Here is a 15,063-nt window from a genome sequence, read left to right on the forward strand (position 1 = left end):
GCCGCCGCCGCGGCGCCGGCCTCCCTCACCCGAAGAACGCGGCGGCCTCCCCGTGCCGATCGGTCGGCACCAGCTTGAGCTGTTTGGTGGCCTCCGCCAGCGACACCAGGCCGATCTCGGTGCCGTGCAGCGCCACCATCTGGCCGAACCGGCCGGCGTGGACCGCTTCGGCGGCGTGCAGGCCGAAGCGCGTCGCAAGCACCCGGTCGTAGGCGGTGGGCGTGCCGCCACGCTGGACGTGGCCCAGCACCGTGGTGCGGACCTCCTTGCCGATGCGGCGTTCGATCTCCACGCCCAGCTGGTGGGCCACCCCGGTGAACCGCTCGTGGCCGTATTCGTCGACCCCGCCCTCGCGCAGATGGAACGAGCCCTCGGCGGGTTTCGCGCCCTCGGCGACCACGCAGATGAAGTGTGAATCACCGCGCTGGAAGCGGCGTTTGATCATGGTGCACACCTCGTCGACGTCGAAGGGCACCTCGGGGACGAGGGTGAGGTGGGCGCCGGAGGCGATGCCGGAATTCATCGCGATCCACCCGGCGTGGCGGCCCATCACCTCCACCAGCATGACGCGCTGATGCGATTCCGCGGTGGTGTGCAGCCGGTCGATGGCGTCGGTGGCGATGGTGACGGCGGTGTCGTGGCCGAAAGTGGTGTCGGTGCAGTCGATGTCGTTGTCGATGGTCTTCGGCACGCCGACCACCGGCACACCTTCGTCGGAGAGCCAGTGGGCGGCGGTGAGGGTGCCCTCCCCGCCGATCGGGATGAGGGCGTCGATGCCGTTGTCGTCGAGGGTGCGTTTGATTCGCCCCAGTCCCTCGAGCAGCACGTCGGGATTGGTGCGGGCGGTGCCGAGCATGGTGCCGCCCTTGGTCAGCAGCCGGTCGGTGCGGTCGTCGTTGTGGATGTGGATCTTGCGATCCTCCAGTAACCCGCGCCAACCGTCCTGGAAGCCGACGATCGCGTCACCGTAGCGGCCGTTCGCAGTGCGAACGACAGCTCGGATGACCGCGTTCAAGCCTGGGCAGTCCCCGCCTCCGGTCAAGACTCCGATGCGCATGCCGCTATCTTGCCGCGCCCGGCCGCGCGGCGCAGCCCCACCCCCGTTAACCGGCGGTTACAGCAACCGGCTACCGCAGACAGCGGACATTGCGGGCGCGCAGTGGTGTCATTGCGCGGGCGCGCGGTGGTGTCATTGCGCGGGCGCGCAGTGGCCGGCCGGAAGGTCGTCGAGATGTTTGGTGATCAGCCCCGCCATCTTGTTGAGAATCTGGGTGCCGTCGTCGAAGGTGCCCGATGTCGCCTCTGCGGCAAGGGAAATGGCGACATCGCCGTTGGGTGTGGTCAGCAGGCCGAATTGGCGGACCAGGTAGTTGCCGCTCGGATCGGGGCCCCAGCCGCCTTTGAAACGTGTGTTGTCCAAATGTCCGAGGCCCCACTGCTGGCCCCAGACCACCTTGCCCATCAGTGTGGTCACGGTGTCGGCGTCGGGCAGGCAGGGCAGCCGCGATGCCCAGCGCACCTGGTCGGCCAGCGACCAGTCGGCCTGGCCGAACGCCGAGTACTCGGCGCGTGAGCGGGTCGCGGGGACGGTCGTGGTGGTGTCGCCCCCTTCACGCAGCACCGCCTGCACCGCCTTGGCCGCCGCGTCCGGGGCGCCCAGCGCCTGCCACAGTCCGTCGGCGGCGGAGTTGTCGGACTCGGTGATGGCCGCCGACATCTGATAGGTGCTGGTGTTGCCGTTGGTGCGCAGAACGGCAAGTGTCAGTGGGACTTTCATCGTCGACCAGGAGGGCCCGGTGGTCCAATCGCCCATCTGCGCGGTGCGCTGGCCGCCGACCGCCATGATCGCCATACCGGCGTGCCCGTCCAGACTCGGCCGCAGCGCGGTGAAATCGGCTGCCAGCGAACCCGGCAGCGCGAACATCGTGACGGGGGCGGACGAGGTGCTCGCCCGGGTCGTCGTGGTCGGCGTGCTGGTGTCGGAGGCGTTCGAGCAGGCTGCTGGGCTCAGTAACAGGCCCGCTCCGAGCAGTGCCGCCGCACAGCGAACAGCGCGAAAAGCCATGGCCCGCTTCGTGCTCGGCCGGAGTGGTGCGTGCACCCGTTCACCTCCACATCATGCGAATGGCCCCGCGCGGCACCATCCGTCAGACGAGGAATTGTGTGCGGTCGCGGCCCGCCGGTCAAATGCGCCGACCGTCGACGGCGCATATGAGACGACTGCGCAATCACCGCTCGCATTCTCCGCCGTGCAGTTCGTGCACGTGTTCGGACAGCAGTGCCGACATCCGGTTCATCATTTCGACCGCGTCATCATAGGAGCCCGAATCCGGTTGCGCCGCAAGGGCTACCGCGAGCTGGCCGGACCACGTCGGCACCAGTCCGAACTGGCGGACCAGATACGCTCCGGTCTCGTCGTCGGGTCCCCAGCCGCCCTTGTACTCGGCGCCGACGAACGAACCCAGGCCCCAGCTCTGGCTGTCGGTGATCTGCTGCATCAGATCCACCACCCGCGAAGCATTGTGCAGGCACGGCAGCCGGGCGGCGAAGCGCAGCTGATCGACCAAACTCCACGGGGTGGCGCCGAAGACCATGGGGTCGTCGATGGATTGGCGCGCATCCGGATTGTGCCGGTCGGCGACATCGGTGGTGGTGTCGCCGGCCTCGCGCAGCACCGCCTCGACCGCTTCGGCCGCGGGTTCACCGCCACCCAGCGCGATCCAGAGTGCTTGGGCAGCATCGTTGTCCGAGGCGGTGATGGCGGCCTGTGCGACATCGGCCAGGCCGACCGGGTCCCGGCGCAGCGCCGCGAGGGCGAGTGGCACCTTGATCGTCGACCAGGCGACTCCCGTGGTCCAGTCGCCGAGCGTGATCACGCGGTCGCCGCCCACGGCCATCACCGCCAAGCCCATCCGGCCGGGTAATTGCGCGCGCAGGTTGGCGAAGCCGGCTACCAGACCGCTGGGCAGGCTGGGCGTCGAGTCGGGAACGGGCGCCGGACGCACCATGTCGGCGGGCGGCCGGGACAGGCCCGGCTCGGTACTGACCGCGGCACCGTGCGCCGCGCACGCCGAAACGAGAAGTGGGACAACTGCCAAGAACAACCGCCGCCGACCCTGGCGCCCGGTGGGCGTCGGGTCAGTAGACATAGACCACCGCGTTGTCACCGCCCGTACAAGTGACGACCTTGCCCGAACTGGTGCAGGTCATCGGATACGACCGGCCCGTCACCGGACTCACCGCGATGATCGAGGTGCTGGCCTCGGCGGTGGCCGCGCTGGTCGCGCCGTGGGATTCGGCCGCTTGCGCATACGCCTTGCGCACCGCTTCCGCGAAACCGCAGGAGGTCACCTCGGAACCGGTCGCGGTCTTGGCGAACGAACCCTGGGTTGTCGAGGTCTGCGAGCACGGGGTCGCGCCGACCGGAAGATTGGCCGACGTGCCGGTCGTGGTCGGCGCCGCGGTCGTGGTCGGCGCGGAGCTGGTCGCCGGTTGCTGGGCGGTCACCGCCGGGGCGGCCGGGCCCGCCGCGGTCGCCGGGTGGTCGTTGTTCGACGACGAGCCGAAGACCTGCCAGCCGACCACGCCGATACCTGCCAGGACGGCCGCACCCAGCACGCCGAGCACGACCGGAACCGCGACCGATCGCGAGCGCTTCGCGGGGCGCGAATCCTGCGAATCCGTTGCCGCCACGGCGTATTCGTCATCGAAGTACTCGTCGTCGGCATAGCCGTCGTCCTCGTACCGGGCGTCCTCGTCGTAGCGAGGGTCGTCGCGGTAGCGCAGATCGTCGTCGTAGCGGGTGTCGTCGTACCGGGCGTCGTCGTAGCCCTCGTCGCCGGCGACGTCGAGGAACCGCGTATCGCCCGCTGCCTTCGCGGCGGTGCCGAACTGCGATACATCGAGGAACCGGGTGTCCTCGTCGCGGGGCGTGCGATCGGTGGCGCCGGTGCGGAACTGCGAGACGTCGATCAGTTCGGTCTTCTCGCCGGGCTGCAGGTCGGCGTCGGAGAGGGCGGCATCGGATCGGGCGTTGGCCTCGGGACGGGTGCTGAACTGCGTCGGGTCGAGCAGTTGGGTGCGGTGTTCGGAACCCGGTGCCGAATCCTGCTCGGCGTCGGATTGTTCGGCGCGGTCGCGAACCTCTTCGCTCCCGGGCACGCCGTACGCGCGGGTCGGCTCGGCCGCGGACCGCCGGGCCGGCTCGGCCGCGCGCGGCACGATTGGTTCTGCGACCGGCCGTGCCGGTCCTGCCGCGCCCGACGCGGGTGGCTTGCGCATCGGCAGGCTCGGCAAGGTCGCCGGCTTCGGCTCCGCCGCAGGGGATTCGGCGGTCAGCGTGAAGTGGAACTCGCCCGGTTCGACCAGCGTCGGATCGGCGGGGCGGATGACCGGCAGATCGCCGGACGTATCGCGCTCGTCCTTGCTCGGCGGCGGGATGATGCGCAGCGTGCCCGTGGTCTCGTACGCGCGCGACGTGGCCGCGGGGGCGTCGGAGCCGGCGGGTCGGTCCGCACCGGCCGCGTCGGTCGGAACCGGGGCGATTCCTGATGCGGCGGCTGAAACAGGCTGCGCGGCATCGGCATTCGCGGTGCCCGCAGCGGCGGTAGCCGCGCCCGCGGCGGTGTCACCGGCGGCGACGGGGCCGCGTGGCTGGAAGTTTGCCGCGATCGTCGGTCCGTCCGGTCCGAACGGCTGGAACGTCGTCGGTTCCGGCGTGCGGCGGTAGTCGTTGTCCCGCGCCGCCGCCACGTCCACCGGGCTGGGGCCGGAGGGCGTGTTCCCGCCTCGCGGGGTGTTCGCGAGCAATTCCGCGCCGAAGACCTTCGGCGTCCCGGAATCGAACGGGGTCCCCGCCGTATTCGACTCGGCGGGCATCCGTCCGCCCAGTCCCAGCGCGGCGCGCGCGGCGGCCGCGAACTGTCCGGCGGTCTGATACCGGTCCGCCGGCGCCTTCGCCATCGCGCGCGCGATCACCCCGTCGATGGCCTCGGGCACGCCGGCCCGCGCGGCGCTGGCACGCGGCGGTGGTTCCGACAGGTGCGACCGGATCAGCACACTGACGCTCTCGGCCGGGAAGGGCGTCGCGCCGGTCAGGCATTCGTGCAGGACGCAGGCCAGCGAATAGATGTCGGCACGGGCGGTCACGGGCCCCGAGTCGAATCGCTCCGGCGCCATATAGGTGTAGGAACCGGCGGCGTGGCTGCCCGTGGTGTGCGGGTTGTCGCCCTCGTCGCGGGCGATGCCGAAATCGGTGAGATACGCGAAATCGGCCGGGGTGACGAGGATGTTGCCGGGCTTGACATCCCGATGGACCAGCCCGGCGGCGTGTGCCGCATCCAGCGCGGCGGCCACTTGCTCGACGATCGCCACCGCGCGGTCGGCATCGAGCTTTCCCTGCCGGCGCAGCAGCGTGCGCAGGTTCTCGCCGCGCACCAGGCGCATATCCAGGAACAGGGAGCCGCCGGTCTCACCCCAGTCGTGGATCGGGATGATATGCGGTTCGGCCAGCCGGGCCGCCGCCTGCGATTCGCGGCGGAAGCGTTCCTGATACGTCGCGTCCTGCGCGAGCTGTTCGGGCAGGATCTTGAGCGCGACGACGCGATCCCTACCGGTATCGAACGCCTCGTACACCTCGCCCATACCACCCCGACCGAGCAGCGAGCGCACCTCGTACGGGCCGAATCTGGTGCCGACCCGTGACCTCGGCACTTCCACCGGTGAACCTCCAACTCCTGGGCAAGGTGGCCAACCTGCCCGGCGCCGCACCGGGTTGCCTGCCCCTCAGAACGCCGATTCTCCGGGTGCGACCACGCCGTGGTCAAACGCGAAGACGATCGCGGCCGCCCTGTCTCGTAACCCTAGCTTGCCGAAAATGTGTCCGACGTGGCTCTTTACCGTTACTTCGGAGATGCCGAGTTCACCGGCGATCTCGGAGTTGACCCGCCCGCGGCCGATCAGTTTGAGCACCTCGAGTTCGCGAGCGGTGAGCTCCGCCATGCGGGAGCGGGTGTCGGTGGGGACCGGCCGCGCCGTCCGGTAGGCCGACAGCACCCGGCCGGTGACGGACGGATCGAGCCAGGAGCCGCCCTCGGCCACGGTGCGCACCGCGCGGATCAGATCCTCGGCGGGGGAGTCCTTGAGGATGAAGCCCGCCGCACCCGCCCGCAGCGCACCGGAGAGCAGATGGTCGTCGTCGAAGGTCGTGAGCACCAGCACCGGCGGCGCGTCCGCGCGGGTCCGCAGCCGCCGGGTCGCGTCGATGCCGCCGACCCGCTTCATCCGCAGATCCATCAGCACCACGTCCGGCCGGTATTCGGCCAAGGCGGCCGGCACCTCGTCACCGTCGCCGCATTCGGTGACCACGAAGCCGTCGCGGCGGCGCAGGATCCTTCGCAGCCCACCGCGCACGAGTTCCTGGTCGTCGACGACGAGCACGGTGGTGGTCGCGGTATCGGTGTCGGTGAGCGGACTCTGACCCGGATTCACGTGGCCTCCTGCGTTCTACGGGACACCCGCACCCGGTCGGCCGGGTTGGCGGACGCGCCGGCATGTCTCACCGCTCCTCCTGGCGCTTGCGGGTGAGCGAGGTGATCGCGTCACGCACCTTCGTCAGGGGATCGTCGAGTCCGCTCACCGGGCACACCTCGTCGGGAGCGAGCGGGATGCGGGCGCGCACCTGCCAGTACTCGCCCGATCGGCCGGCCGACAGATTGCCGTTCAGGGTCGCCGTGCGCTGACGCATGCCGTTGATCCCCATTCCGCGGCCGGTGCGCGGCGCCGGGCCCTGCGGCAGCGTATTGCGCACGCGCACGGTCACTTCGGCGGGGGTCACGGCGATATCGAGGGACGCTTGCGCACCCGGCGCGTGCTTGGCGATATTCGACAACGATTCCTGGCTGATCCGGTACAGCGCCAGACCGGTCGACGCGGACACCGCCGCGGTGTCGCCGGTGAGGTGGTAGGTCACCGACAGCCCGGCGCCGACGAAATCGGCGACCAGATCGGCGATGTCCTCGAGACCCGGTTCGGGCGTCATCGCGGACGGGCGCTGATCGAGCAGGCCGACGGTGTGCCGGATATCGGCCATCGCCTGGCGGCCGAGCCGTTCGGCATCGCCGAGTGCGTCGATGGCCTCGTCGACATCGCGATCGGTCTCCAGCGCGTGCCGGGCCGCGGTCAGGTGCAGCAGCGTGACGCTGAGGGAGTGGGCGATCACGTCGTGGACCTCGCGAGCGATCCGGCGGCGTTCGTCGTCGGCCGCCTGCGCGGAGCGAATCGCCTGATTCTCGCGCTCCTGATCGAGTGACTGCCGCTGGAATTGCAGCATCAGGCCGACCATCCAGCCCAGCACGATCGCGACCACGTACACCTGCACCAGTTCGGCGGAGCCCAGGGCGTAGAAGATGACGATCTCCGCGACGGCGGCGATCATCCAGAACAGGCTGACCCGTTTCGGCGCGATCGCCCCGATCATGCCGACCATCACGGTCAACACCAGCGGAGAACAATCGGGTGAGACCGGCTGCAGTAGAAACAGCGCCTGAGCGGTGAGCGCGGACAGGCCGAACACCGCCGGTTTCGGGGGCAGGTCGAAGAAGAACAGCAGCGGATAGCAGGCGAACAACAGCGCCACCGCGAGGAAGGGCACCCCGGTCGAGAAGTACTGGCTGCGCAGCGCCGCGGCCGCGACCGCCGCCACCACGACCGCGATATCCGCGGTGACGACCACCGAGACGGGATAGCCGTAGGACATCTCCTCGACCCGCCGCCGCAGCGTACCGGCCGGATCGTGCACGAGGTCCAGGAGACGACGCGCGACCCGCCCCAGTGCCAGGCGAGTCCGGCCCGGGCGCCGCGACGCGTGCGGCGATACCTCCGCACGGTCGTCTGCGCTGGTCAGGTCCATAACAGTCAGGCTAGTCGCCGACGGGTGGTCGCTGCATCGTTCCCGGAAAGGGCCCGCGCTCCTACCGTGGTAGGACCCGAAGTCTCGTCTGCGGCACGACGTATCCGCCGGGCCGCGTCCGTAGCGTGAGTCGCACAGTGTCCGGCGAAAGGCCCGGACACCCGGCCCGAGGAGATGGGTGCGATGACTTGGCAAGACCAGCACGCTCGTACCGACATCCTGCACGAGGTGCTCGCCCGCGCGGCCGTCGATCCGGCCACCCCGGGACTGTTCTACGACCTGCCCGACTGCGATCGGCTCTTCGGCGGACCCGCCGGAGTGCTTGCCGCCCTGCGGTATCGGTGGGACAACCATCTGCACGCCAAGCTCGACCAGGCCCAGCTGCAGGGCCAGTCGCCGGGCGAGGCCTATCTGGAACTGGCCGCGGAACAACCCGTACTGCGTGCCGTACTCGACGCACACGAGGTCCGGCATTGGCATCGCGAGCCGGCCCTGGCACGCTGAGCGACGATCCGACCCGGTTGCGGCGCAGTCGAACCCGCGCCGTCACCGCAACCGACAGCAGAAAGAGGGTGGGACCACCGCCATGTTGGAATTGACCGACGTCGTCAAGGAATACCGGGTGGGTGAACAGCGGGTTCGCGCTCTCGACACCATCAGTCTGCGCATCGAGGCGGGGGAATTCACCTCGATCATCGGCCCGTCCGGATCCGGTAAGAGCACCCTGCTGCATCTGCTCGGCGCACTGGATTCACCGGATTCGGGTTCCATCACCTTCCAGGGCGACGAGATCGGCTCCCTCGACGACAACCGGCAATCCGAGTTCCGCCGCCACCGAGTGGGTTTCGTCTTCCAGTTCTTCAACCTGCTGCCGACGCTCTCGGCGTGGGAGAACGTCGCGGTGCCGAAACTGCTGGACGGCACCGGATTGCGCAAGGCCAAGCCGCGGGCACTGGAACTGCTCGACCGCGTGGGCCTGGCCGATCGCGCCGAGCATCGCCCCGCCGAACTGTCCGGCGGTCAGATGCAGCGGGTGGCCGTCGCTCGCGCGCTGATCATGGATCCGCCGCTGATCCTGGCCGACGAGCCCACCGGCAATCTGGATTCCAAATCCGGCGCCGCCATTCTGGAACTGCTCGGCGACATCTGCGGCGCGGGCAATTCGGTGGTGATGGTCACCCATGACATGGGCGCCGTCGAATACTGCGATCGCGTGATCACGCTGCGGGACGGGCGAATCGGTTCCAACGAGCTGGTGTCCGCGCGCCGCGGCGAGGTTCGCGACGGCGACGAGGTGGTGCGCGCGTGATCACAGCCGGCTGGGATCGGTTGCGGCTGTTCAACATCGGAGAGCTGTTCATCCACAAGGGCCGCACCGCCATGTCGATGGCGGTCATGGGGGTATCGGCGGGGCTGCTGGTGGCGGTGCTCAGCATCTCCGGTTCGGTGACCGGCTCGGTGGATCGGCTGACCTCGGCGCTGGGCGGTAAGGCGCAACTCGAGATCTCCGGCGTCACCGAGAGCGGATTCGGGCAGGACCTGGTGCCGCAGGTGCGCGCGGTCCCCGGAGTCGAGGCGGCGGTGCCGATGATCCGCACCGGGGTCGGCAACCCTGCCGACCGCACGCTGCTCATCGGCGCCGACGCGTCGGTATCGGCGCTCGGCAGCGATCTGAACGGGGCGATGAGCGGGCAGGCGGCGAAACTGCTGTCGGTGCCGGGCGGAGTCCTCGTCGGCGCGGGGCTGGGCCGGCACGAGGGCGAAACCTTCACGCTGGGCAACCAGCAGGTGACCGTGGCCGGAGTGCTCGACGACGCCACCTCGCACAAACTCAACAGCGGGCACATCGTCATCGCCACCCTGCCTGTCGCCCAGCAACTCGCCGGCCGGGCGGGCATGGTCGACTCCGTCCAGATCGTGCCGAAGCCGGGAACCGATGTGGGGCAACTGCGTTCGGCGCTGACCGCACTGGTGAACGGCCGTGCGGTGGTGGCCGATCCGAGCCTGCGCACCGCGCAGGCGAGCGGCGCGATCCAGCTCGTGCGCTTCTCCACCACGATGGCCTCGGCCGCGGCGCTGATCGTTTCGGGCTTCCTGATCTACAACGCGATGAGTATGGCGGTGGCCCAACGCCGCCCGACGCTGTCGCTGCTGCGCGCGATCGGCGGGCGGCGGCGTCCGATGGTGCGTGATCTCGTCGTGGAGGCGGCCGTCGTCGGGTTGATCGGCGGCGCGATCGGTTCGGTGGTCGGGATCTTCGCCGGGCGCATGTCGATCGACACGATTCCCTCGGCCATGGTGGCGGCGGTGGACACCCGCACCGAATACATGGTGCCCGGCTACGCGATTCCGTTCGCGATCGCGGCCTGCGTGCTGGCCAGCGTCGCCGCCGCGTCGATCGCCGCCCGGCAGGTCTACAAGGTGCAGCCCATCGAGGCGCTGGCGCCGGTGGGGGTGTCGAAGGCCGATTCGGTCGGGCTGTGGTTGCGCTGGGGTGCGCTGGTGGGCGGCCTGGCCATGGTCGGCGGCGCCGTCGTCATCGCGCGCGCCGATCTGGGCCGGGCCTCGCTCGCCGCGATCTCGCTGTCCATCGCGGGCGCTGTCGGCCTGTGTTTCGCCGCGATGGGGCCGATCGTGCGCCTGGCGGCCGCGGTCGCCCGGATCTTCGGCGCGCCCGGCGCCCTGGGAGCCACCACCATCGAACGAGCTCCGCGACGCGTGTGGGCCACGGCGATGACGGTGATGATCGGCGTGACCGCGACCGTCGCGATGGGCGGCGCGTCGAGCAATCTGGTCGATTCGGCCACGGACTCGTTCTCCGATCTCGGTCGCCGCGACGCCTACATCAGCCCCACCTCGCTGGCCGAATTCCCCACGGGGCCGATCCTTCCGCCGGATCTGAAGGAAACCGTGCGCCGGGTTCCCGGCGTCGCCGACGTGGGGTCGGCGCAGATGGCCTTCGCCACCGTCGGCGGCGATCGGGTGATGCTGCAGGCCTATCAGCCCAATATTCGGTCCTCGGTCCTCGCCGATCTGGGACCCGAGGTGTCGCAACGGATGTCGACCGGCGAGGGCGTCGTGCTGTCGCGCGACGTGGCGCGCTCGCTGGATGTCGGCGAGGGCGCGCAGCTCGAGCTGCCCACGCCGACGGGCATCCATTCCGTGCGGGTCCTGCGGGTAATCCCGTACTTCTCGGCGCTGTCGGGCATCGTGCTGATGGATCTGGACGTCCTGCGGCAGTGGTACGACCGTCCGGGAGAGACGATCCTCGGCGTCAACTTCGCACCCGGCGTCGACAAAGCCCAGGTGATCGACGCGATCCGCGCGGTGGTGCCGCCCGCCCTGCACGTGGACACCGGTGCTCAGGCGCTGGCGGCGGTATCTCGAGGGGTGCAGCAGGGTACGTCGCTGTCCGGTTCGATTCTGTGGATCGTGGTGCTGGTTTCGACCGCGGCGCTGCTGAATACGCTGATGCTCTCGGTCCTGGAACGCCGCCGCGAACTCGGCGTGCTGCGCGCCATGGGCACCAGCCGCCGATTCCTGTTGCGCACGGTGCTGACGGAGGCCGCCGGTATCGGATTGGCCGGTGCCGCACTGGGTTTGGTGACCGGCGCGGCCGTGCAGTATCTGGCCACCGTGGCGATGGGTCACGCGATGACCATCGACGTGGTGTACCGCCCGAGCCCGATGTTGCTGGTCTACGCCGCCGCCGCGCTGGTCCTGGCCCTGCTCGGCTCGATTCCGCCGTCGCTGCGCGCGGCCCGCATGCCGATCGTCGAGGCCATCGCCGTCGACTGAGCCGGCGGCTGTCGGCTGGTCGGCGCAAGTCTCGCCCGATCGAGGTAGGAGGGGAAGTCCCACGCGGCCGGGCGCGTGGGACTGCTCCGCGGTCGCGCGCCTGGTACTCCGCCGGGCGAGTTGGATGACCTCGCGGACGTGGCGGCGTCTTCGGGGCTCGGGGCGGCGGCGGCCCGTCAGGACCCGCACATAAACTGTTCAGCATGACTGCACCCACGGTGGACTTGATGGACTATGCCGACGTCATCGACCGGTACGAGCCGGTGCTGGGCATGGAGGTGCACGTCGAACTGGGCACCGAAACCAAGATGTTCTGCGGGTGCCCGACGGCCTTCGGTGCCGAGCCGAACACCCAGGTCTGCCCGGTCTGTCTGGGCCTGCCGGGTTCGCTGCCGGTGGTCAACCAGCAGGCCGTCGAGTCGGCGATCCGCATCGGCCTGGCGCTGAACTGCTCGATCACCCCGTGGGGCCGGTTCGCGCGCAAGAACTACTTCTACCCGGATCAGCCGAAGAACTACCAGATCAGCCAGTACGACGAGCCGATCGCCACCGACGGCTACCTCGATGTGGTGCTCGACGACGGCTCCACCTTCCGGGTCGACATCGAACGTGCCCACATGGAGGAGGACACCGGTAAGTCCCTGCACGTGGGCGGCGCCACCGGCCGCATCCACGGCGCGAGCCATTCGCTGCTGGACTACAACCGGGCCGGCGTGCCGCTGATCGAGATCGTCACCAAGCCGATCACCGGCGCCGGTGAACGCGCCCCCGAGGTGGCCCGCGCCTACGTCACCGCACTGCGCGATCTGCTCAAGGCGCTCGACGTCTCCGACGTCAAGATGGAGCAGGGTTCGCTGCGCTGCGACGCCAACGTGTCGCTGATGGCCAAGGGCGCCGAGGAATTCGGCACGCGCACCGAGACCAAGAACGTGAACTCGCTGCGCAGCGTCGAGGTCGCGGTGCGCTACGAGATGCGCCGCCAGGGCGCGGTGCTCAGCTCCGGCGGCACCGTGATCCAGGAGACCCGCCACTTCCACGAGGGCGACGGCTCCACCTCCCCGGGCCGTGTCAAGGAAACCGCCGAGGACTACCGCTACTTCCCCGAGCCGGACCTCGAGCCGATCGCGCCGGACGCCGACTGGGTCGAGAAGCTGCGCGGCACCATCCCCGAATACCCGTGGCTGCGCCGCGCCCGTATCCAGGCCGAATGGGGTCTGTCCGACGAGGTGTTCCGCGATCTGATCAACGCCGGTGCGCTGGATCTGATCATCGCCACCGTCGACGCCGGCACCACGGTCGACGCCGCCCGTGCTTGGTGGGTCAACTACCTCACCGAGCAGGCCAAGGAGCGCGAGGTGGCGCTCGAGGATCTGCCGATCACGCCGGAGCAGGTCGCCGAGGTGGTGGCGCTGGTCGACGCGAAGACCATCAACTCCAAGGTGGCCCGCCAGGTCGTCGACTTCGTGCTGGCCGGTGAGGGCGATCCGGGACAGATCGTCGAGGCCAAGGGGCTGGGCATGGTGTCCGACGACTCCGCCCTGCAGACCGAGGTCGACAAGGCCCTGGCCGCCAACCCGGACGTCGCCGACAAGATCCGCTCCGGCAAGGTCCAGGCCGCCGGCAAGATCGTCGGCGACGTCATGAAGGCCACCCGGGGCCAGGCCGACGCCGCCCGCGTCCGCGAACTGGTGCTCGCCGCCTGCGGCGCTGCCTGAGTGTGACGGTGTCGAATGCCCGGTCCGGTGGGACCGGGCATTCGACTGTGTGCGCCTAGTCCGGTCCGCCGCCCGCGCCGCCCTTGGGCGGTGGGATGCGCACGATGCGGTCGTCCAGCGGGCCCGCGGCGGCGGGTTTGTTGACCGTACCCACCCAGACATTGCCGTCGCCGCCCAGCGCGGCGCCGCCGAGCGAGCCGTATTTGTCCTGCGCCACCATCGTCGGGGCGGTGGTCACCGCGTGGGTGGTCGGGTCGGCGTCGGCGAAGGCCAGCGCCTTGGCGCCCGACATCGAGATCGCCACGCCGTCCACGGCGGCCGCGCAGCCGCCCGCACCCGGCTTGTCCGGCCAGGTCCATGCCGTGGCGACGGCGCCGTCGGGTCCTAGGCGCTGCAGCCGGTCCTCGGTGGCGGTGCGGTCGGTGAACCAGATGGTGTCCTTGTGGTCGGGGCACACCCCGCCCGCGGTGCCGATGCCGGACGCCACCACCTTCGGATTCGCGTTACCCGGCGCCGGATTGTCGATCTCGAGCAATTTGCCCGCCAGGGAGCCGGGATCGTTCGCCGCACCCGGATTGCCGGCGTCGCCGGTCAGCACCGCCAGTTTGGTCGGTGAGACGAAGGCGAGCGAGCCGTGGTTTCCGTTGGCGCCCTTGGGAATTCCGGTGAGAATCGGCTTCGGATCGCCGCCCGCGCCGAGACGGACGACGCGATTGTCCGAGGCGGTGGTGATGTAGGCGTAGACCAGGCCGTCCTCGCCGTAGCTCGGTGAGAGCGCGACATCGCTGAGCCCGCCGTCGCCGGCCGCGTCGACATCGACGCGGGTGACCTCGAGCGGCTGCGGTGGCGCCTGGCTCGGATCGACGGCGGTGACCTTCAGGATGCGGCCGCTGGTGCGTTCGGTGACCAGCGCCTGCTGTCCGTCCGGCAGGACCGTCAGCCCGCCGGTGGTGTCCAGGCACGACACCACGACCGCGGGATCGGGATCGATACACGGCCCGGTGGGCCGCTGCCCGGTTGGCGGCGGAGTCTTCGGTTCGCTGGTCGGGCCCTGCCCCTCGGGTTCGATGGTGGGCGCGGGAGTGAACGGTTTGGACGCGGAATCGTCGAAGCGAGCACAGCCGACCACCAAGCCGGCGGTGACGGCGAGGATCGACGCGACACGGCCGACGACAACCACACTCATTGCCCAAACGTTACGGAAATACCGCCGCGCGCGCTCGCAGGGGTCCGGACCACATCGCGCGGGCTGTCCCGGCGGCTACGGTTCGCGCTGGCGAGGCGCGCCGCGGGACCGGCCGGGCGGGGCTGACACGCCGGGAACAGACCACGCGCCCACGCGTTTGGCGTCATACTCTGTGCCCGTGACGGACAAGCCGAATCAAACACCGGAATCGAATCAGCCGTCGGGGCGGCCGTCGGGCTCCGGACCGACGGCGGGCAGCCCCTACGACAATCCGACCGGCGAATTCCCCTCGGTGAAACCCGCGGTGGGCAAGGATGTTCCGCGGACCGAGGACGATCTCGGCCTGGACCCGGACGTACCGTCCGCGGGTGCCGAGCACACCGGCGCCACGAAGAGGACGCAGCCCACCGGCGCCGCAGCCGCCGGCGCCACCGCCGCGAGCGCAGCGCACCCCG

11 protein-coding genes and 1 pseudogene are annotated in these 15,063 nt (G+C 70.0%); 5 read left to right on the forward strand and 7 right to left on the reverse strand.

The window, feature by feature from the left end; genetic code table 11:
* Positions 1-25: 25 nt before the first annotated feature.
* The 6 genes from NE2_RS09230 to NE2_RS09255 all read right to left on the reverse strand — a co-directional run bounded on the left by NE2_RS09230 (position 26) and on the right by NE2_RS09255 (position 7,909).
* The gene (locus tag NE2_RS09230; protein ID WP_063025543.1) at positions 26-1,057 is read right to left on the reverse strand and encodes an ATP-dependent 6-phosphofructokinase; all 1,032 of its coding nucleotides are present in this window, start codon (positions 1,055-1,057) and stop codon (positions 26-28) included.
* A gap of 132 nt (positions 1,058-1,189) precedes the next feature.
* Positions 1,190-2,065 carry a serine hydrolase gene (locus tag NE2_RS09235; protein ID WP_084493906.1) on the reverse strand — a complete coding sequence of 292 codons (876 nt, stop codon included), beginning with the start codon at positions 2,063-2,065 and terminating at the stop codon, positions 1,190-1,192.
* A 163-nt stretch (positions 2,066-2,228) separates the two neighbouring features.
* Entirely contained in the window at positions 2,229-3,098 is an 870-nt protein-coding gene (locus NE2_RS09240) for a serine hydrolase (RefSeq protein WP_063909340.1), read from the reverse strand.
* A gap of 40 nt (positions 3,099-3,138) precedes the next feature.
* Entirely contained in the window at positions 3,139-5,712 is a 2,574-nt protein-coding gene (locus NE2_RS37010) for a serine/threonine-protein kinase (protein WP_233429719.1), read from the reverse strand.
* Positions 5,713-5,784: 72 nt separating this feature from the next.
* Positions 5,785-6,438, reverse strand: coding sequence for a response regulator (locus NE2_RS09250; RefSeq protein ID WP_063025578.1), 654 nt, complete (start codon positions 6,436-6,438; stop codon positions 5,785-5,787).
* 118 nt (positions 6,439-6,556) lie between these two features.
* Entirely contained in the window at positions 6,557-7,909 is a 1,353-nt protein-coding gene (locus NE2_RS09255; RefSeq protein WP_063025547.1) for a sensor histidine kinase, read from the reverse strand.
* A gap of 183 nt (positions 7,910-8,092) precedes the next feature.
* Between NE2_RS09255 and NE2_RS09260 the strand changes: the two genes are divergently transcribed.
* From NE2_RS09260 to gatB, 4 genes are all read left to right on the forward strand, one after another.
* Positions 8,093-8,413 (forward strand): hypothetical protein, encoded by a 321-nt coding sequence (locus NE2_RS09260; RefSeq protein ID WP_051755193.1) that lies wholly within the window; start codon positions 8,093-8,095, stop codon positions 8,411-8,413.
* An 82-nt stretch (positions 8,414-8,495) separates the two neighbouring features.
* Positions 8,496-9,218 carry an ABC transporter ATP-binding protein gene (locus tag NE2_RS09265; RefSeq protein WP_063025548.1) on the forward strand — a complete coding sequence of 241 codons (723 nt, stop codon included), beginning with the start codon at positions 8,496-8,498 and terminating at the stop codon, positions 9,216-9,218.
* Positions 9,215-11,707, forward strand: coding sequence for an ABC transporter permease (locus tag NE2_RS09270; RefSeq protein ID WP_063025549.1), 2,493 nt, complete (start codon positions 9,215-9,217; stop codon positions 11,705-11,707). Before NE2_RS09265 ends, NE2_RS09270 begins: the two co-directional genes overlap by 4 nt.
* 203 nt (positions 11,708-11,910) lie before the next feature.
* Positions 11,911-13,422, forward strand: coding sequence for an Asp-tRNA(Asn)/Glu-tRNA(Gln) amidotransferase subunit GatB (gatB, locus tag NE2_RS09275; protein WP_063025550.1), 1,512 nt, complete (start codon positions 11,911-11,913; stop codon positions 13,420-13,422).
* Between the two features lie 55 nt (positions 13,423-13,477).
* On the opposite strand, the gene NE2_RS09280 is transcribed toward gatB, so the two are convergent.
* A complete protein-coding gene (locus NE2_RS09280; protein ID WP_063025551.1) occupies positions 13,478-14,608 on the reverse strand; it encodes a PQQ-dependent sugar dehydrogenase in 1,131 nt (376 codons plus the stop codon).
* A gap of 178 nt (positions 14,609-14,786) precedes the next feature.
* On the opposite strand from NE2_RS09280, the pseudogene NE2_RS09285 reads away from it, so the two are divergent.
* Positions 14,787-15,063 (forward strand): annotated as a pseudogene (locus tag NE2_RS09285) (DoxX family protein); the annotation flags it as partial.

This window comes from Nocardia elegans NBRC 108235 (genome assembly GCF_001612845.1).
Lineage (GTDB): Bacteria > Actinomycetota > Actinomycetes > Mycobacteriales > Mycobacteriaceae > Nocardia > Nocardia nova.

Coding starts and splice junctions, on each gene's coding strand:
- NE2_RS09230 (WP_063025543.1), bottom strand. CDS start 1,057: ATGCGCATCGGAGTCTTGACCGGAGGCGGGGACTGCCCAGGCTTGAAC.
- NE2_RS09235 (WP_084493906.1), bottom strand. CDS start 2,065: ATGGCTTTTCGCGCTGTTCGCTGTGCGGCGGCACTGCTCGGAGCGGGC.
- NE2_RS09255 (WP_063025547.1), bottom strand. CDS start 7,909: ATGGACCTGACCAGCGCAGACGACCGTGCGGAGGTATCGCCGCACGCG.
- NE2_RS09260 (WP_051755193.1), top strand. CDS start 8,093: ATGACTTGGCAAGACCAGCACGCTCGTACCGACATCCTGCACGAGGTG.
- NE2_RS09265 (WP_063025548.1), top strand. CDS start 8,496: ATGTTGGAATTGACCGACGTCGTCAAGGAATACCGGGTGGGTGAACAG.
- gatB (WP_063025550.1), top strand. CDS start 11,911: ATGACTGCACCCACGGTGGACTTGATGGACTATGCCGACGTCATCGAC.
- NE2_RS09280 (WP_063025551.1), bottom strand. CDS start 14,608: ATGAGTGTGGTTGTCGTCGGCCGTGTCGCGTCGATCCTCGCCGTCACC.